Origin of the sequence: Endozoicomonas arenosclerae, assembly GCF_001562015.1 — a bacterium.
Taxonomy (GTDB): Bacteria; Pseudomonadota; Gammaproteobacteria; order Pseudomonadales; family Endozoicomonadaceae; genus Endozoicomonas_A; species Endozoicomonas_A arenosclerae.
In genome coordinates, this window is record NZ_LASA01000077.1 from 37,145 (window position 1) to 52,763 (window position 15,619).

General features: G+C 48.0%; 10 protein-coding genes and 1 pseudogene. 6 read left to right on the top strand and 5 right to left on the bottom strand.

Annotated features, from left to right (window positions below):
- Positions 1-26: 26 nt before the first annotated feature.
- Positions 27-473 carry a thioredoxin TrxC gene (trxC, locus tag WG89_RS11845; protein ID WP_062266114.1) on the bottom strand — a complete coding sequence of 149 codons (447 nt, stop codon included), beginning with the start codon at positions 471-473 and terminating at the stop codon, positions 27-29.
- A 142-nt stretch (positions 474-615) separates the two neighbouring features.
- Between trxC and WG89_RS11850 the strand changes: the two genes are divergently transcribed.
- From WG89_RS11850 to WG89_RS11875, 6 genes are all read left to right on the top strand, one after another.
- On the top strand, positions 616-1,032 hold the full coding sequence (locus WG89_RS11850) for a response regulator (RefSeq protein ID WP_062266117.1): 417 nt from the start codon (positions 616-618) through the stop codon (positions 1,030-1,032).
- Between the two features lie 100 nt (positions 1,033-1,132).
- Positions 1,133-1,798, top strand: a complete 666-nt coding sequence (locus tag WG89_RS11855) for a hypothetical protein (protein WP_153301554.1) — start codon at positions 1,133-1,135, stop codon at positions 1,796-1,798.
- Positions 1,799-1,813: 15 nt separating this feature from the next.
- Positions 1,814-3,238 (top strand): M12 family metallo-peptidase, encoded by a 1,425-nt coding sequence (locus WG89_RS11860; protein WP_062266123.1) that lies wholly within the window; start codon positions 1,814-1,816, stop codon positions 3,236-3,238.
- An 84-nt stretch (positions 3,239-3,322) separates the two neighbouring features.
- Positions 3,323-3,643: a quaternary ammonium compound efflux SMR transporter SugE gene (sugE, locus tag WG89_RS11865; protein WP_062266125.1), complete on the top strand. Its 321-nt coding sequence runs from the start codon at positions 3,323-3,325 to the stop codon at positions 3,641-3,643.
- A 119-nt stretch (positions 3,644-3,762) separates the two neighbouring features.
- Positions 3,763-5,145, top strand: a complete 1,383-nt coding sequence (locus WG89_RS11870; RefSeq protein WP_062266127.1) for a hypothetical protein — start codon at positions 3,763-3,765, stop codon at positions 5,143-5,145.
- A 59-nt stretch (positions 5,146-5,204) separates the two neighbouring features.
- Complete coding sequence (locus tag WG89_RS11875) at positions 5,205-6,524, top strand: Fic family protein (protein ID WP_062266130.1); 1,320 nt, start codon at positions 5,205-5,207, stop codon at positions 6,522-6,524.
- Positions 6,525-6,605: 81 nt separating this feature from the next.
- Here WG89_RS11875 and leuS read toward each other — a convergent pair whose 3' ends face one another.
- The 4 genes and pseudogenes from leuS to WG89_RS32095 form a co-directional block, all read right to left on the bottom strand.
- Positions 6,606-9,203 (bottom strand): leucine--tRNA ligase, encoded by a 2,598-nt coding sequence (gene leuS / locus WG89_RS11880; RefSeq protein WP_062266141.1) that lies wholly within the window; start codon positions 9,201-9,203, stop codon positions 6,606-6,608.
- A gap of 231 nt (positions 9,204-9,434) precedes the next feature.
- Positions 9,435-12,515, bottom strand: coding sequence for a YncE family protein (locus tag WG89_RS11885; RefSeq protein ID WP_079253807.1), 3,081 nt, complete (start codon positions 12,513-12,515; stop codon positions 9,435-9,437).
- Positions 12,516-12,795: 280 nt separating this feature from the next.
- Positions 12,796-15,252, bottom strand: coding sequence for an ATP-binding cassette domain-containing protein (locus WG89_RS11890; protein ID WP_153301555.1), 2,457 nt, complete (start codon positions 15,250-15,252; stop codon positions 12,796-12,798).
- Between the two features lie 251 nt (positions 15,253-15,503).
- Positions 15,504-15,619: pseudogene (locus WG89_RS32095) on the bottom strand (IS5/IS1182 family transposase); the annotation flags it as partial.

Below are 15,619 nucleotides of genomic sequence, written 5' to 3' on the forward strand. Positions count from 1 at the left end.
TTTGCTTATTATTGCTTCTGGTTTTATTACTTGCGCAGTTTCGCTGCTGTTTTAATCCATTTCTTAAGCTGCGCGGGTGGCAGGGCTCCTGATGTTCTGCCGGTTTCTCTGCCGTTATTGAAGACGATCAGGGTAGGGATGCTGCGAATATTCAGCTGAGCAGCAATTTGCTGATACTTCTGGGTATCGAGCTTAGCCAGCCTTACATTGGGCTCAAGTTCCCGGGCTGCTTCAGTAAAAGCAGGGGCCATGGCTTTACAGGGACCACACCAGGGTGCCCAGAAATCCACGATGACAGGTACATCCGTCTGGGACAGAAATCGCTTGAAGTTTCCAGCATTCAGCTCAACGGGTTGGCCATTGAACAGTTTATTCCTGCACTTGCCACAGATGCCTCCCTCTGCCAGTCGTTCTTTGGGAACCCGGTTGGGGGTGCTGCATTTGGGGCATACGATCTGAATAGGCTGAGACATATCAGTACCTGAAAGCTAAGGGAGAATTCAATTGTTCTCTATATGGGGCTGAATCGTGACTTATCAACAGGGAAGGGTGGTGCAATCTTTGAGTTAACCGCTAATCTGAAAGTAAGGTCATAAATATTAGACAGGTTAAAGCATGGACGTTTCCGAGATTGCAGAGTCAGGTGTATTGAATAACAAAAAGTTGCTGGTGGCTGAGGATAACCCCGCTAATCAACTGGTATTAAAAAAGTTACTTAAGAAGGTAAATATTGAGCCTGTTTTTGCAGAAAATGGTCAGGTAGCCCTGGAGAAATACAAGGGCAGCCCAGACAGTTGGGATCTGATTCTCATGGATTGTGAAATGCCGGTCATGGATGGTTATTCTGCTACCGAAGCCATCAGACAGTTCGAGCAGGAAGCCGGAGTTGAAAAACATACCATTATTGGCCTCAGTGCCCATGCCATTGATGAGCTGAAAAACAAAGCTCTGGAAAAAGGTATGGACGACTATCTCACCAAGCCTATTGATCGTGACAACCTGTTCCAGACGCTGGTTGATTACCTGAGCTGATAAAAATTCTATCCATCGTTTTTGCGAACTGCGTTCTTGTAATGCGTGCTCATTAATCGTTATTTTGTAAGAGGTTTCAGCAAAATACGAGTGAACGTCCGTGTTGCAGAAAAACTATGTCCTGCTTTGCTGTCTTGTCCTGATTACATCCTTCGTCGTTTATTTCCAGACAAAACACCATCAGGCTCAATCACTATTGAGCCTGTCTTCGAATAATGAATCCCTCCATCCTTTTGATGAAGTCAGCTCGGTAGAGTCGAGAAAAAACAGACAACATCACGCTGAAAATGATTTGAAGTTGTCAGAAGGGAAATTAGTCCAACCAGAAACTGCAGAGTTAAAAGTCATTGAAAACTCTGTCCGTTCTGACCCCTTACAGAAACCTCTGAAACTCTGGACATCCGCTTCACCTGAAATGGTTGAAGTGGAGTCAGGCCTTATGGCTCAGAAAGTGAGATTGAAACCAGACTTTTACCAAAGCCTGAAACCAGGAAGTGTTCTGGAGATGGCCATTGCCGAGCTGAAAGAACCTGTACACATCACGCTGACTGAAACTCGAAATGCTTATGGAGGGCGTCATGTATGGCGTGGTGACATTGAGAACGGACGACCCTTTGATCGTTTTTCCATGACCCGTGGAGAAAAGCTGACCATTTTGAGTGTGGGGACGCGGGCAGGGGTATTCACCCTGACTGTAGATAACGAAACCGGTGAGGGCATTCTGGTGAATGAATCAGAGGCAGTAATGCTGGCTCCGTTGAGCTAACAGGAGTGGATAGGAATGAAAATAAGAAACGGCTTTATGATCCTGGCACTGGGCCCTGCCTGTGTGCAGGCTGAAACGCTGGATATTATGGTGTTGTTCAATGAGTCGGCCAGAAGTCAGATCAGTGATACTGATACCTGGGCGACTCAGGCTGTGGAGTTTTACAATCAGGCGCTCGACAATGCCAATATCAGTCTTCAGGGGAAACTGGTTTATGCGGGTAATGCCCCGTCCGCTTACAACAAGTCCTTAACGGGTAATACTGAATTGAATGAAATGATTGCTGACTCCCAGATTAAAAGTCTGAAACAACAGTATGGAGCAGACGTCATTGGTTTGATAACCGGTTCTGCAACGAACTGGTGTGGCTATGGCAAGATCATTCAGGGTAACAGCACTACCGGACAGATATCTGAGGGACAGGCAGAGAGGGCGGTTTTCTGGTCAAAAAAATCCTGTGGCTATAAAACTTTTGCTCATGAAGTGGGGCACAGTATGGGGCTGGGGCATTCTTATGAGCAGGGAAGTCGTGGAGGTATGTATACCTGGGCACGAGGGCATGGCGAGAAGAGTCAGTGGGTAACCATGATGGCTTATACCAGCGCTTATGATGTGCCTTCAGGCAGTCGTCTACAGGTTTTCTCCAACCCGCAGGTTTCATTCTGTCAGGGATCTGCCTGTGGCAAAGACAAAAGTTTTGCTGATGGTGCGGATGCAGCCGGCTACGTGAATCAGGTGGCCAGTCAATTGATTGCGTTGACCCCAGCCATGGACAATAACCCAAACCTACCGCCAGAAGCCTGCTCGCAGATGCTTCCGTCAAATAATCTGATAGTGAATGCCGGTATGAACACCAAAAGCAGTTGGGCGGCATTTCCTTCGGGAACCTCTCTGGGTTTTTCGGTTATCGAACAGCAGGAAGAGCAATGTCTTGAAAAACGACTGTTAACCTCACAAAGAGCTAATGAGGGAGCCGGAATCAGTCAATCCCTGACAGGTAAAATCAGTACAAATAAAAAGTATAAATTGCAGGCTGAGGGCAAACTGTTTTTATCCGGTCGGGAAGTTTTGAAGGCCAGTCTCCAGTTGAGTGATGGTCAATTACAGTTATTGGGCAGCGTTTCTATTACCCAGAATGAGATCACAAGACTGGAAACAGAGTTTGTGCCTGAAATGAGCTCAGATCAGGAGTCAGTGAATCTCGTGTTTACCATGAGCTCAAACAAAGATTTCCTTCTGGATAATGTCAGTGTTGTCTATTTGGAAGATGTAGAGACCCTTCCTCCACCCGACACCACGATTCCTGAATGGGACAGAAACACCATTTATGCGCAGCCAGGTAATAAAGTGCGATACCAGGGGAAAACCTACCAGAATAAATGGTGGACCCGGGGTGACGTACCAGGCAGTCAGCAGTGGGGACCCTGGGAAGAAATTTGATATACTCATTCATCTTCAGAAGTAAGGACGACCTTACCTCTCTTTCTGAAAACGGGGACGACCTCGATCACAGCGGAGCTGGTTATGAACTGGTTTCTACTGATACTGGCCGGGCTTTTTGAAGTGGGCTGGGCCATTGGTTTGAAGTACACAGAAGGGTTCACTCGTCCCCTGCCTTCCGTGCTGACGGTTGCAGCCATCATTCTGAGTATGCTGTTTCTGGGAATAGCGCTGAAAAGCCTGCCTGTGGGAACCGCTTATGCTGTCTGGGTGGGCATAGGCATTGTAGGGACTTTCATTTTGAGTGTCATACTCTTCAATGAGCCTGCAGGTCTGTTACGCATCTTCAGTGCCTTGCTGATCGTTGCGGGTATAGTGGGGCTGAAGCTGACCTCAAACAGTTAAGCCCCTGACGACAGTGTTATCAGCAATAACAAAATACTGAATCCATAACCCTTTCTCTTGTCCAACGACTGAAGAAGCTCTTCTCAGGGCTTTTCAGGTATTGGCAAGAGGTTTTCGGTATGTTTGGATCAGCTACTGATAAGTCACAGACTCTAGAGTTACGAGAAGAGGTGCTGACGCCTGACCTTCTTCAAGAGGAGCGTCCGACTGACAGTCAACAGTCTTCAAACGGTGAGAAAGTACATCATAGAAAAGTTCAACTGGCAGCCGTGTTTTCCAGTTCGAAAAGCTGTTTGAAAACTGATGCTTCTAAAGGCTTGGCTCATCTTAGCAATTATCCGGATCAGGAACTTCCCAGATTACTGGTGGATGGCACTCTTTTATGTCGAGAGCAGGGAGTTGATGCTTATGAACAAAGAGAGCCTGGCTGCCTTAAAACCCTGATCAATGGCTGGCAATTCATAATTCAGAAACTGAAAGCACTTAAGCCGGGTGAAGTGCCAGAAGTTGATCTTGAATTCTTGCTTGATCTTCATCGAACAGTGGCAGGTCATACAACCAACTGCTTTAAGGGGGAGTTGTATTGCCCCATGCCTCCAACCAATTTCTTTATTCCATTGACCCATTATGATCACCCTGACTTCTGGTATTGCGACAAAGAGGGCATTCTGGAAGCGAATGAGTTACATCAGAGGCATTGTGATCTGGCCGAAATCGCAAAGGAAGATACGGCATCAAGAACACCTTTCTATTTGTATATCAGAGCAAAGTCATTGCCTTTTCCAGCTTTTCTTCCATTAGAGACAGACAGAGTATTAAAACTTCTGGAGTGTCATTCAGAACCAGAAGCATTTTATAGGACGTTGCATGAGCAGCTGAATCAAAAGGGTGATTTAAAACATTTTGTTGATTTGTTTTATAACTGCATGTTTCAAGTTTACAAGACGGCTCATAAAAAGAAATTTGAAGGGATTACTGACAGGGAGAGTCAGCAAAGACTATTTTTGAAATTGTTTTTTGAAGAGATCCGGAAAGATTTCAGTCGAGTTATTCATCGTTATACCGTACCCACAACGTCTTCAGAAAAGTTGGTCAGGCATACATTGGAAAGTCTGAAAAAGAACCTGTCACAGTGCACAGACAGGGAGGCGCTGTTTTCTATTATCACAAGCCATGTTGCCGAGCTGGAACAGTTGCATTCGTTCAAATCCGTCAATGGAAGAACCTATACCCTGCTTATGCAGTATTTGCTCATGGCGTATGGCTTTCCTCCCGCCACTCTGGAAATGCCAGAAATGTTCTCTATGTTCGGTAAGGCAAGAATGGTTGAGGCTCTTAAAGAAGGCTTACGTGATACAGAACTGTTGGCAGCCAATACCAGGAGTGGTCAGCAAGTTCATCTTCATGGCTACCTCCATGACTCAAATGACAGCAGTTATGGAGGAGTGTGTCGGGAAATGAAAAGCATGATTGATGCCCAAACGACAGAGTCAGGGCAATGAGGCACATAAAGATCGATTGAGGTGGTCATTTAAAGTTTGATCTAAGGAAGGATGCCAAGATGTATGGAGTAAGCGGAAGTCCACAGTATGCCCAGAACTCAAACCATGGGAGAGCGTCTCCTGGTAGTGAAGTTAAGGCAAAGCCACAGCCAAAGCCAGAAGTGGAAGCAGGTGCATCCGAGGTACTGCATCGAGCGGTTTCACCGGTCGAAGTGGATATGCTGAATAAGCCGTTGAGAACCAGGCCGAGAGCAGGGCTTTGCTGGTTAGCGGATTATCCGTTGGTTGATCTTCCCCGGCTTTTGGTTGATGGGGTATTACTGGAGCGCGAAAATGGAATAAGTGCTTATGAAAAACGGGAGCCAGGCTGTCTGGAAAGTCTGATCAAAACCTGGGGCGTGGTGGCTGAAAAACTGAAAAGTCATAAACCGGGCGAACCGTTGGCGATTACCAAAGAGCTTATTCTTGAACTGCATAGTTTGATTACAGCGTTCGATTCAAAAAACCTTCCGGGTGAGATTACTTCCTTCCCTCCAGAGAGTATTTACATACCTGTTGGTCACACCAGCCTGAACGATTTGCTCTATCTTGATCTGGATGGAATCTCTGAGGTGCAGGGAGTCCATGATGCCCATTGTGACTTCTTGGGGATTCCAGAAGATTTTCTTCATGAACGCTGTGCCTTTGCTCTGTTCTTCAATTCAGGTGGCTATGACGAAGGATTGCCAATCACCGAGCAGACTATGAAAGAGTTGTTCAGGTGTCGAAAAAAACCTGAAGCGATATACCATCTTCTCAACCAGGTGATGGGCTACAACACACCAGAAGGTTGGGAAATGAGGGACTACTTTCAACAACTCATAACAGTGCATGGGGGAGCAACGGCCAATCGGCAATGGGTACTCAGGGAAATATCGCAGGCTATTCATGAGGAGTTTAATTGTACTGTTCGTCGGAAAACGGTCAGGGCCGATTGTTTTGAGGAGATACTGGATTACATCCTTGAAGAATTGAATACAGACATCTCAGTGGCGGTTACGAGAAATCAGTTTCTGGAAGTTGTGGGAAAACGAATAGCTGAGTTACAGCAGTTGCACCCCTTCAAGGGCGGTAATGGCCGTACGTTTACCATGTTAATGCAGTACCTTCTAATGGCTTATGGTTTTCCTCCGGCAACACTGGAAGAGCCCAATGTTTTTTCATTATTCAGTCAGGCAAGAATAGATCATGAGTTGAAGGTTTCTCTCGAGAATACCCGGGGATTGATCAATCAGGCTAAATCCGGAGAGTACGAAGCGCTGCATGGATTCACTCCAGACAGGCTGGACTTGAGATACCGTCACATTTGCCGTGAAATGAAAAACACTATCGGTTCCTGACGTACTGAGGAAATAGAATTTAAGATAAAAAAAGGCCAGTATTTCTACTGGCCTTCTTACATTGGAATTCGTCGTTACTGATCAGTTGGCGACAATATTCACCAGCTTGCCTGGAACAACAATCACCTTACGCACCGTTTTACCTTCGGTGAATTTGGTGACGTTTTCCTGCTCAAGTGCCATTTTTTCAATGGCTTCTTTGTCCATAGCGGCGGGTACTTCCAGTTTTGCACGTACTTTGCCGTTTACCTGAACGACCAGAGTGATGGCGTCTTTTTCAAGAGCAGACTCATCAAACTCTGGCCAGTCAGCCTGAACAACCGCTTCCTGATGACCCAAAGCATTCCAGATGCTGTGCATCGAGTGTGGAGCAATAGGAGCCAGCATCAATGTAGTGGCTTCCAGAGCTTCACGCAGAACAGCACGACCCTGATCACTGGTGTCCTTGAACTTGGCTATGGCGTTGTTCAATTCCATGATGGCAGCGATGGCAGTGTTGAACGTCAGGCGGCGCTCACAATCATCAGAAACCTTTTTAATGGTCTCATGAGTCTTGCGGCGAAGATCCTTTTGTTCCTTGCTCAGGTTTTTGGTGTCCAGAGCGGGAGCTTCACCCGCTGCAGAGTACTCTGCAACCTGTTTCCAGAAACGACGCAGGAAGCGGTGAGCCCCTTCAACTGCGCTTTCAGACCATTCCAGAGTCTGCTCGGGAGGCGCGGCAAACATGGTGTACAGACGGATGGTGTCAGCACCGTACTTGTCGATCAGCTCCTGAGGGTCAATACCGTTGTTTTTGGACTTGGACATTTTGCTCATGCCCGCGTGCTCAACGGCTTCACCGGTTTCTTTCAGGGTTGCCTTGATCAGTCGACCTTTGTCGTCCAGCTCAAAATCAACGTCAGTCGGCGCAATCCACTGCTTAACACCTTTCTCGTCGTTCATGAAGAATGTATCAGCCAGAACCATGCCCTGACAAAGCAGCTTCTTGAAAGGCTCGTCGCTGTCTACCAGACCTGCATCACGCAGCAGCTTGTGGAAGAAGCGGGAGTAGAGCAGGTGCATAACCGCATGCTCAATACCACCAATATACTGGTCTACAGGCAGCCAGTAGTTGGCAGCAGCTGGATCCAGCATCTGATCATCAGACTGTGGTGAACAGTAGCGTGCGTAGTACCAGCTGGATTCCATGAACGTGTCGAACGTATCGGTTTCACGGGTTGCAGCTTGACCGTTATGGGTGGTTTTCGCCCACTCAGGATCCGCTTTGATCGGTGACTGAACACCGTCCATTTCAACATCTTCTGGCAGCAGAACCGGCAGGTCTTCCAGAGGAACGGTGACTTCCGTACCGTCTTCCAGATAACGCATTGGGATTGGAGCTCCCCAGTAGCGCTGACGGCTAACACCCCAGTCACGCAGACGGTAGTTAACCTGCTTTTCACCTTTACCTTCCGCAATCAGCTTGTCGGAAATGGCATTGAACGCTTTCTGGAAAGTCAGGCCGTCAAACTCACCGGAGTTGATCAGTTTGCCTTTCTCGGTGAATGCTTCTTTGGAGAGATCGCACTCTTCACCGTTCACAGGCTCAATAACCTGTTCGATTGGCAGTTCGAAGCGTGTAGCAAATTCGTAGTCACGCTGGTCGTGACCGGGAACGGCCATAACGGCTCCGGTACCGTAATCCATCAATACAAAGTTGGCAGCCCAGACTGGTACTTCTTTACCCGTGATAGGGTGAACAGCACGAAGGCCGGTATCAACGCCCACTTTTTCCATGGTGGCCATTTCAGCTTCGGTGACACCGTTGGACTTGCACTCTTCAATGAATGCAGCCAGTTTCGGATTGTTCGCAGCAGCTGCTTTCGCCAACGGGTGTTCAGCAGCTACGCCGACATAGGTAACACCCATCAGAGTGTCCGGACGGGTGGTGTAGATCTGGAACTCTTCCGGGGAGCCTTCAACAGTGTTGGCTACCTTAAAGGTCATCTGAACACCTTCAGAACGACCTATCCAGTTACGCTGCATGGCTTTAACCTGGTCTGGCCAGTCTTCCAGCTGATCCAGGTCGGCCAGCAGCTCATCAGCGTAAGCTGTGATCTTCACAAACCACTGAGGCAGCTCTTTACGCTCAACCAGAGTGTCACAACGCCAGCAGCGACCGTCTTCTACCTGTTCGTTCGCCAGAACGGTAGCGTCGTTAGGACACCAGTTCACAGAAGACATCTTCTTGTAAACCAGACCCTTTTCATACAACTTGGTGAAGAACCACTGTTCCCACTTGTAGTAATCCGGCTTGCAGGTGGCCAGTTCACGATTCCAGTCATAACCGAAGCCAAGACGCTTCAGCTGACCTTTCATGTAGTCGATGTTCTCGTACGTCCATGGGGCTGGCGCGGTCTTGTTCTTGATGGCTGCGTTTTCTGCAGGTAGACCGAAGGCATCCCAACCCATGGGCTGCAGGACGTTTTTGCCCTGCATGCGTTGATAGCGGGAAACCACGTCGCCAATGGTGTAGTTGCGAACGTGGCCCATGTGCAGTCGGCCGCTGGGGTAAGGGAACATGGACAGGCAGTAGTATTTTTCCTTGCCTGTGTCTTCAGTGACAGCAAAACTGTCGTTCTCTTCCCAATACTTCTGGGCCTCTGTCTCAATCTTATGCGGGTGGTAATGCTCTTCCATCATGGCTCTTTGCGAGAATCTGGATTTAAAGGGTTTCTTGCTCTGTAAGTCAGCGTCCTGAACTAAGGTGCAGGCTTACAGAAGGAGGAAAACGGTAGTACACAGTATAAACCCTCGAAGGATACATGAGAGAAGGCAATGGCGGTAGAGTTTTCATGAATTGTAAGGAGAGAGGGAAGACCCGCTAAGTTACTTAACGGGTCTGTATTGAGAAAGTTCGATTAAATACGCTTATGCACCATCACGATTCAGAACACCGTCCTGGTTTCGGTCCAGAGCTATACGATAGCCTGAGCCTGGAGGTGTGCAGGTAAAGGTCAGAGTATTATCCCCCTGTCTTGCCAGTCTGCGAAGCTGTCCGGCAGGAATCATCTGCTCAGAAGATTGATCAGGACGATAGCCATTCTGGCCAGGGATGTAGAGGTAGCCCCTTTTCTTGCCATTGATCATGCCCTGAGCCACCAGATCGCACTCTTTGGTGACACCGCCAAGAATCTTGGAAACAAACTGGGTTCTGGCTCTCTGTTGAAGCAGACCCACCCTTCTGTTCATAGACTTGCTGCTGCCTGCGTAGAGGGTGATCTGCTGACCAACAATGGGGGCCAGATCGCTGTCGAATTCCATCAGATAATCCACAAGACCCTGTCGTGTTTCATCATCAGGAATACCTACGGTGCCTGACTGATCATTCATGGTACAGCCGTGAAGGTCTGCACTCATACCAGGAGGGCAACCTTTTGTACCATCATCAAATACTCCACCCTGAAGGAACTGGAACAATTGATCGGTCGCGCCGTCATGAAGGAAACCAAAGCCACGAACCTGATCTCCCTGGTGGGCACGGGTAGGACTGATCATAAAACCATTTCTGTCAGGCAGGCCGAACATTCCGATTTTCTGGTAAAGGTTCCGGAAGCTGGGTACTTTGGTGACCAGCACTTCACCACCATGGGCGGCTTTACCGTCAGAACCATAGAAGCCTTTTGATGGATCAAGAGTATGACAGCCTTCACAGGTTTTACCGTCTTCACGATCAGCAGGTGGGAACAAGTAGTCGTACTCAACACCGTCGGAGCGTCTGGGACCGGCGAAGAAGTTCTTACCCTTGGTAGCCGAAGCGCTCAGTGAGTTGTCGAGTCCTCGAATAGGGTTTGGAGGAAGCTGAACAGCCAGCATAAAGTCTGCAAACTTGTCCATATCCCTTTCCAGAGCAATAACCTGGCTGGATTTCGCGTCGTGATTGACATCATGAAGTTCTACATTCATACCCAGCAAACCTTCAAAGGCGACAATAAAGTTCTTGAAGGAAAGGCGTTCATCCAATGCTTCCATATCGGTCAGGTTATCAGCGTGCTGAGTGCCGAAGTAACCTGTAACACGGTCACCACGCCAGTGCATATGGCCATGGGTCGACATGCCTCTCATGGTCTGGGTAGACATCGGACCTTTCATGGAAGCCAGGGTTCTCTCGCCACCGTCACCGTTAAGAATTTCTGCAAAGAAGCAACCGTCATCGTAGACAGACTGATTGTTATTACAGTTCAAGCGGGTGAAGTGTTCGGTCGGGAATGGCTGGCTGTTATACGTATTGGGAGCGTCCGGGTTACCCAGGTTCCAGGAGATATGGTCCATATCACCAAAGACATGACAGCTGGCACAGGAGGATTCACCGTTAGATGATGTTCTATTAGCGTCGTACAACATGAAACGACCGGCTTGCAGCTCAGCAGGTTCCGGGTTGAACATGCCTACAGACTGGCGCAGGACACCGGTTGTGGCATCAATAACTTTGACACTGTTGTCGAAACGGGTCAGAACATAGAGCTGTCCGTTATCGCCGTTGTTTGCTTCATCCAGCAATATCCCTTGAGGTCCACCTTCAACATTAATGTGTCGACTACTGGTAGAAGAAGGACTGAAGTTGTTCCAGCGATTGTCTTTTTCCAGGTCATTAGTGTTGTAAACCGCAATCTTGTTGGAACCTAAGGCGGCAACATACAGTGTCGAGCCGTCTGAACTTATCTGCATCTCAGTCGGTGTAGAAACGGAGTGTCGTTTGACTGAAGGGGGTGCTTTCAGGACAGAATAGTTAATGTGTTTGTTCAGGTGTCTGGGTTTAACTGAACCATTGGCAGTATCAATAACGGTAATACGAGACTTGGCAATGTTTCCCTGAACCGTTGAACCACCATGAAGACCAGGACCTTCAAACCGGACGGCATTATTAGCGTCAGTATTTGATACATAAAGCTTGCCACTGACCGGGTTGATGGCCATGTTGAACAGGGTTGTGCCAACATGTTCATAGTCATTGGTTTGCTGCAGTGTTCCAGCATCAATAGCAAAGACATCATGATCGGGCAGGTTAAAGCGAATCCCGTTGCTAAAGTTCAGGCCTCGTGTATCAAGCCACTGACCATTTTCCCTGTCGTATTTTACGATCATGGCTGTCCATGGCTGTATTTCGCCATTTTTATTTCTGCCAGGAGCAGGGCGGTTGGCAGGCAGGGCAGCATTCGCCAGACCGTTTGGCGAAGTAATATTATCCTGAACATAGCAGCCGTCCGGCTCATCCATTCTGACAGGGTAGCCCTGAACTGTTGCATACTGTGGATTAACGTCCTCAAAACCCGCACAGACAACACCTTCATGAACAATGGATGTTTGGTTACCCGAGTTAAATACCGCGGCATAAACCGTGTTACCGTCAGGGCTGACAGTCAGGGCTCTGGGGGTATCACCAAACAGCTCCATAATCTTGACGGGTTTACCACCCAGTGCACTACCGAGACTGTTGGGGTTAAAGACCCAGATGTCGGCGCGAGAGACGCTGGGTGTATGTATCTGAGGATCGCCAGCCCCTGGAACATTGTTCAGGGACGAGTGGGTACGATGTTGTCCCCTGTGAGCTGTCGTTATGAACGCTTTACCTTTGGCAAAGACAATATCTCTGGGTTCATCACCGACCAGCAGCGTTCTTTTTACTGCACCTTTGTTGGTATCAACGATGCTGACAGAGTCTGAAAGATGGTTGACGACCCAAAGGTCATTGCCATTGACTGCAAGGGCAACCGGCTCCATACCTACAGAAATAGTCGCGCTATGGGTCAGGGCACCGTCTTCTTCGATGCTATAGGCTTCAACGGCATTATCAGGTGTATTGGTTACGTAGAGTGTGTGGCCATTTTCAGACAAGGCCATGGGACGCACAGAGGCAGATTCGAAGGCAATAAATGAGGGAGGGGCAGCGTTGGCGGATAACAGAGTTATCCCAAGACAAGCTGCTATGAGTGTCGATATTTTTCTTATCATGCAGTTATCCTCAATGGATTGAACGGGCTCCTCCAGTTGGGTCAACGTTTTGAGTAGACCCCGGGGACATCGAGCAATCACGGATATTGTTATTGTTCTTATTTTGAGACACTAATGTATCATTTGATTCTGTTGTGATTAAGTAGGTTTTTTGTAAAGTGAGACCTGTTGCACTTTTTAATTGAAATAATGCAGCTGCTTTATGTTATGGGCTGTTGGCGATTAGACCGAATTTGGCTTATTGCCGGCAGGCTCTGGACTCGGTATCAAATAGCTATGACTAATCCATTTCACGACGACTAACCTGTCCAGCTTCCAAATGGAGCTTGCCGGTATAGAACTCGTTGTGGTTATTTTGCTCTGCATTGTGATCAACGATTAGCAGCAGACTATCTGGCAGGTATTTTCTAAGCATGTCCTGTGCCAGCTGGATGGACGTTTGATCCATTCCGGCGAAAATTTCGTCGAGTATGGCAATTTCGGGATGTCGGTTAATGACAGAGAGCAGGGCCAGTTTTTTTATCTGCCCGCCACTGAGCTGGTCTTTCCAGTTGCGTTTGTCATGAAGTTGTTCTTCTAAAAGGTGCCATTGATCTTCAGGGTAGAATTCGATCTCCTTCAGAATTTTAATGAGTTCAGGGTCAGTCAGGTCAGGTCTCTCATTGGTTACTCTTATATCTTTTCTGTCGTCCACTGAACTTTTATCTATCCTCAGTGTGACCAACTCTCTGAAGGTTGTATTGGGAGGGATATAGGTGAGCTGTTCTGCATGGAAGACTTCAGGTAACTCGCCATTGTGAGTGGTATAGGTCACACTGCCTGTCGCCCAGATACCGTTTCCTGCTTCTCTTCTGATTTTTGACAGCAGACTGCTTTTACCACTGCCAGAAGCACCGGAAACCGCAAAGTATCCCCTGGGAATGATGAGACTCTGATCGGTCATCAACACGCCTTCAGGGTGTCCCATAGAGAAGTCATCCAGGTGGATAGCTACCTCAGAACCTACTACTGCGGAGTAATCAGGTTGCTTCCATAGCTCCTGGGGAGGGTGGTTTATTTCTGCCGTCAGATTCTGAACACCCTGTACCGCTTTATTAAAGTCCAGCATGCCGGCAGCGTTATTCGGGTACCAGGAAAAGGCACTGGAAACACTTCCCGTGGCGAAAAGAAGTGCCAGATAGTCGTCGTATGCTACTTCACCCGTACTCATCTTTTTGGCAATGAAAAGGCTTTTGGCAATATAGTCAGTAAAGCCTTTTGCAATTCTCCAGCTGCCTGAAATCAGACCTGTTTTAGCCTGACTGGCTTCGGTCTCCCTGAGCTCTTGCAGCAAATCTGAATACTTTTCAACCATGAAGTCTTTCTTGGCTCCGCTGCCAATGGTTCGGGCATTAGTGGTGAGCTCTTTTCTCAGCAAGTCGAGTTCTGTGCCAAGATCATCCCTTTTGACGGCCAGATCCAGGAGACCCTTGTTCAGGGTCAGGGTCATGGATTCAGTCGCTTTACTGTAGATATCCATGAACACCAGCATGTCGGCAGAGCCGCTTCTGACGATAAATGAAAGGTCGTAAAAACCGCCTATGTAGGCGCGAGCCAGAGAGCTCTTTAATGCACTCCCCGTATTTACAACGGTATGGATGTTACTGTCCATTCTGGCAATCAGGGTGTCTAGGCTTTTATTCAGGTTTAGTCGTATAAAGTTTTGGTCGTCGAAAAAGAGACTGTCCAGTTCATTTTCGGCTGATTGAGTCATTAAAAGTGTGTAGTAGCTCTCGATGACAGAATCCATCAGCCAGTTTCCGAGGTAGGGCAGGCAGAAGTAGCCTAAAGACAAACCGGCCTGCACATAAGTGCCCAGCGCCTCTTCAGGTTTTATTCCCAGCTGTGGATTAAAGTTTGCCAAGCCTGTATCAATCGACTGATATCGGGTAGAGAGCATTTTGGCCAGCCTGGAGCTTATCAACTGTGAGCCAACCAAAGTGAGAGCCTGCATATGCGACAGCCTCTGGATCGCCTGGCTGTCCATTATTTCATTCAGGGTCCGGTCCATTTCAGAAACGATTTCCAGGTTGGTTTTATCATTATCCCGGCTGGAAGGCTTTAGAGTGATACACAGATAGGAAAAGGAGTGCTCGTCATCTGCAAGAGTGGTGAACAGACAGGTGCCACTCCAGACTGTACCTGCACTTTCAAGTAGATAGGGAACATTAATCTGCGATATGGCGGAACTGTATGGGCTGCCAATAAGCGGCAAACTGCTCAGACCTGATGAAACAAAAGGGGTCATTATTTTCAGCTGGGTAACAGCCGATAATGCGGTGGATAAGGGCGCGGTGTCCGTCAGATCACAGGCTGCCATGACTTCGTCTGCTGCTCCGAGAGCTGCGCCCGCAGCGGCTCCTGGCATGCCTCCCAGAATGGCGCCATTGATGGCTCCTTTTACAGGGGCGCTCATGTATTGTTCAAGGAAGTTGAACTGGCCTGTAGCAACCAGTGCACCTCCGACGAAACCACAAAGGTAGTTGAGAGAGCTGGGCATGGGAACATTGCTCATAGCAGCCGCTCCCATGACACCTGCACTCATATAATAGGAGGCCGATGTTTTGAAATGGTTATAGAGGATGTCCAGGCTGGATAAGGCTGCACCTGTAATTACTCCGGCGGTCACAGTATAGGGGGTGTGGCCAGCAGAGTTGCTCGTGGCTATGCCACCTGCAATACCGCTCATTATTGGCATGACCAGCCACTGTGAGTTATGCACCAGCTGATGAGGTTGATGAGATACCAGACCAGGATAGGATGGCTGTGCTGATTCTGAAGAGAAAGCCACTTCAGTTATAAAGAAAAGAATCAATACCAGACTAAGGAACCTGCGAATAACCTCTAATTTACTTCCCTTCTTGAATCGAGTTCGAAGTAGGACTGAAATCAGAGGTCTCAACCCCTTATTTGTATGATATTTAGCCACTTTCGTGACTTCAGGGCGGACTAACCCTGTGCCCGGATCATTTGATCCAGTCGAACAATATTCGCCAGGGCAAATAAAGTAGACAGTTTATTGTCATTCTTCTTCAAACCTCGATACCTGGCTTTTATAAATCCAA

Excerpts from the sequence above, each read along its gene's own strand:
- WG89_RS11875 (WP_062266130.1), top strand. The coding sequence starts at position 5,205 with ATGTATGGAGTAAGCGGAAGTCCACAGTATGCCCAGAACTCAAACCAT.
- trxC (WP_062266114.1), bottom strand. The coding sequence starts at position 473 with ATGTCTCAGCCTATTCAGATCGTATGCCCCAAATGCAGCACCCCCAAC.
- WG89_RS11890 (WP_153301555.1), bottom strand. The coding sequence starts at position 15,252 with ATGCCAATAATGAGCGGTATTGCAGGTGGCATAGCCACGAGCAACTCT.
- sugE (WP_062266125.1), top strand. The coding sequence starts at position 3,323 with ATGAACTGGTTTCTACTGATACTGGCCGGGCTTTTTGAAGTGGGCTGG.
- WG89_RS11885 (WP_079253807.1), bottom strand. The coding sequence starts at position 12,515 with ATGATAAGAAAAATATCGACACTCATAGCAGCTTGTCTTGGGATAACT.
- WG89_RS11860 (WP_062266123.1), top strand. The coding sequence starts at position 1,814 with ATGAAAATAAGAAACGGCTTTATGATCCTGGCACTGGGCCCTGCCTGT.
- leuS (WP_062266141.1), bottom strand. The coding sequence starts at position 9,203 with ATGGAAGAGCATTACCACCCGCATAAGATTGAGACAGAGGCCCAGAAG.
- WG89_RS11850 (WP_062266117.1), top strand. The coding sequence starts at position 616 with ATGGACGTTTCCGAGATTGCAGAGTCAGGTGTATTGAATAACAAAAAG.
- WG89_RS11870 (WP_062266127.1), top strand. The coding sequence starts at position 3,763 with ATGTTTGGATCAGCTACTGATAAGTCACAGACTCTAGAGTTACGAGAA.